Origin of the sequence: Streptomyces sp. AC555_RSS877 (assembly GCF_019049245.1) — a bacterium.
Taxonomy (GTDB): domain Bacteria; phylum Actinomycetota; class Actinomycetes; order Streptomycetales; family Streptomycetaceae; genus Streptomyces.
On sequence record NZ_JAGMUK010000189.1, the window covers coordinates 1 to 717 of the forward strand.

At 62.8% G+C, this 717-nt stretch carries 2 protein-coding genes; both read right to left on the bottom strand.

Features of this window, described 5'->3' with window-relative positions:
* The gene (locus KUM49_RS41695; RefSeq protein WP_217242168.1) at positions 1-315 is read right to left on the bottom strand and encodes a pore-forming ESAT-6 family protein; all 315 of its coding nucleotides are present in this window, start codon (positions 313-315) and stop codon (positions 1-3) included.
* 57 nt (positions 316-372) lie between these two features.
* The gene (locus KUM49_RS41700) at positions 373-699 is read right to left on the bottom strand and encodes a hypothetical protein (protein WP_217242169.1); all 327 of its coding nucleotides are present in this window, start codon (positions 697-699) and stop codon (positions 373-375) included.
* Between the last annotated feature and the right edge of the window lie 18 nt (positions 700-717).

Genomic DNA, 717 nt, shown 5'->3' on the forward strand with positions numbered 1-717 from the left:
TCAGCCGATGTTGTCGACCGCGGCCTTGGCCCGCTGGATGGTCGACTGCGCCGTACCGTCGTTCTTCTCCAGCGTCGACTTCAGCAACGCCACAATGTTCTTCACCTCGTTGGAGGCGTTCGTCCACCGCTGTTCCTTGCCGTGGTACTCCTCCGCCACACCGTCAGCCGTGAAGTCGGCCATCGCCGTCTTGACCTGACGGTCACGGTTACCGATCACCTCTTCCAGACGACCGATCACCACCTGGATGTTCGACTGAGCATCAGCCGACGCACCCGTGTCGTACGAACGACGATCCGCGTTGGCACCCGCCATCACACACCACTCCCCGAGAGTTGAAACAAAGCCCGCACCGAACGAAAGCGATCAGCCTCAGCGGAACCGCGCCGCATCGAAGTTCGCGGCACCCATCTGCTGCTTCGCGTTGTCACCCTGCTCCTGGTCACCGGAACTGAACGCCGTGTCCATCCCCGACTGACCACCCAGGATCGCCGACAGCGAGCCGTTCAGATCGGCCGTGATCCTGTCCGCCTGCTGCTTGAACTGGTCGAACATCGCCCGGCCCGTACCGTTGAACTTGCCCTCCAACGGCGTCGCCGCATCCACCAACTGCCGGATCAGCGAACCGAGATCATCACTCGACCCCCGCGAATCACGCTGCAGATTCGAGAGCGTCTGCGCGCCCATGTCGAACTTCATCACGCCTCCCCCGTCGGG

Excerpts from the sequence above, each read along its gene's own strand:
- KUM49_RS41695 (WP_217242168.1), bottom strand. The coding sequence starts at position 315 with ATGGCGGGTGCCAACGCGGATCGTCGTTCGTACGACACGGGTGCGTCG.
- KUM49_RS41700 (WP_217242169.1), bottom strand. The coding sequence starts at position 699 with ATGAAGTTCGACATGGGCGCGCAGACGCTCTCGAATCTGCAGCGTGAT.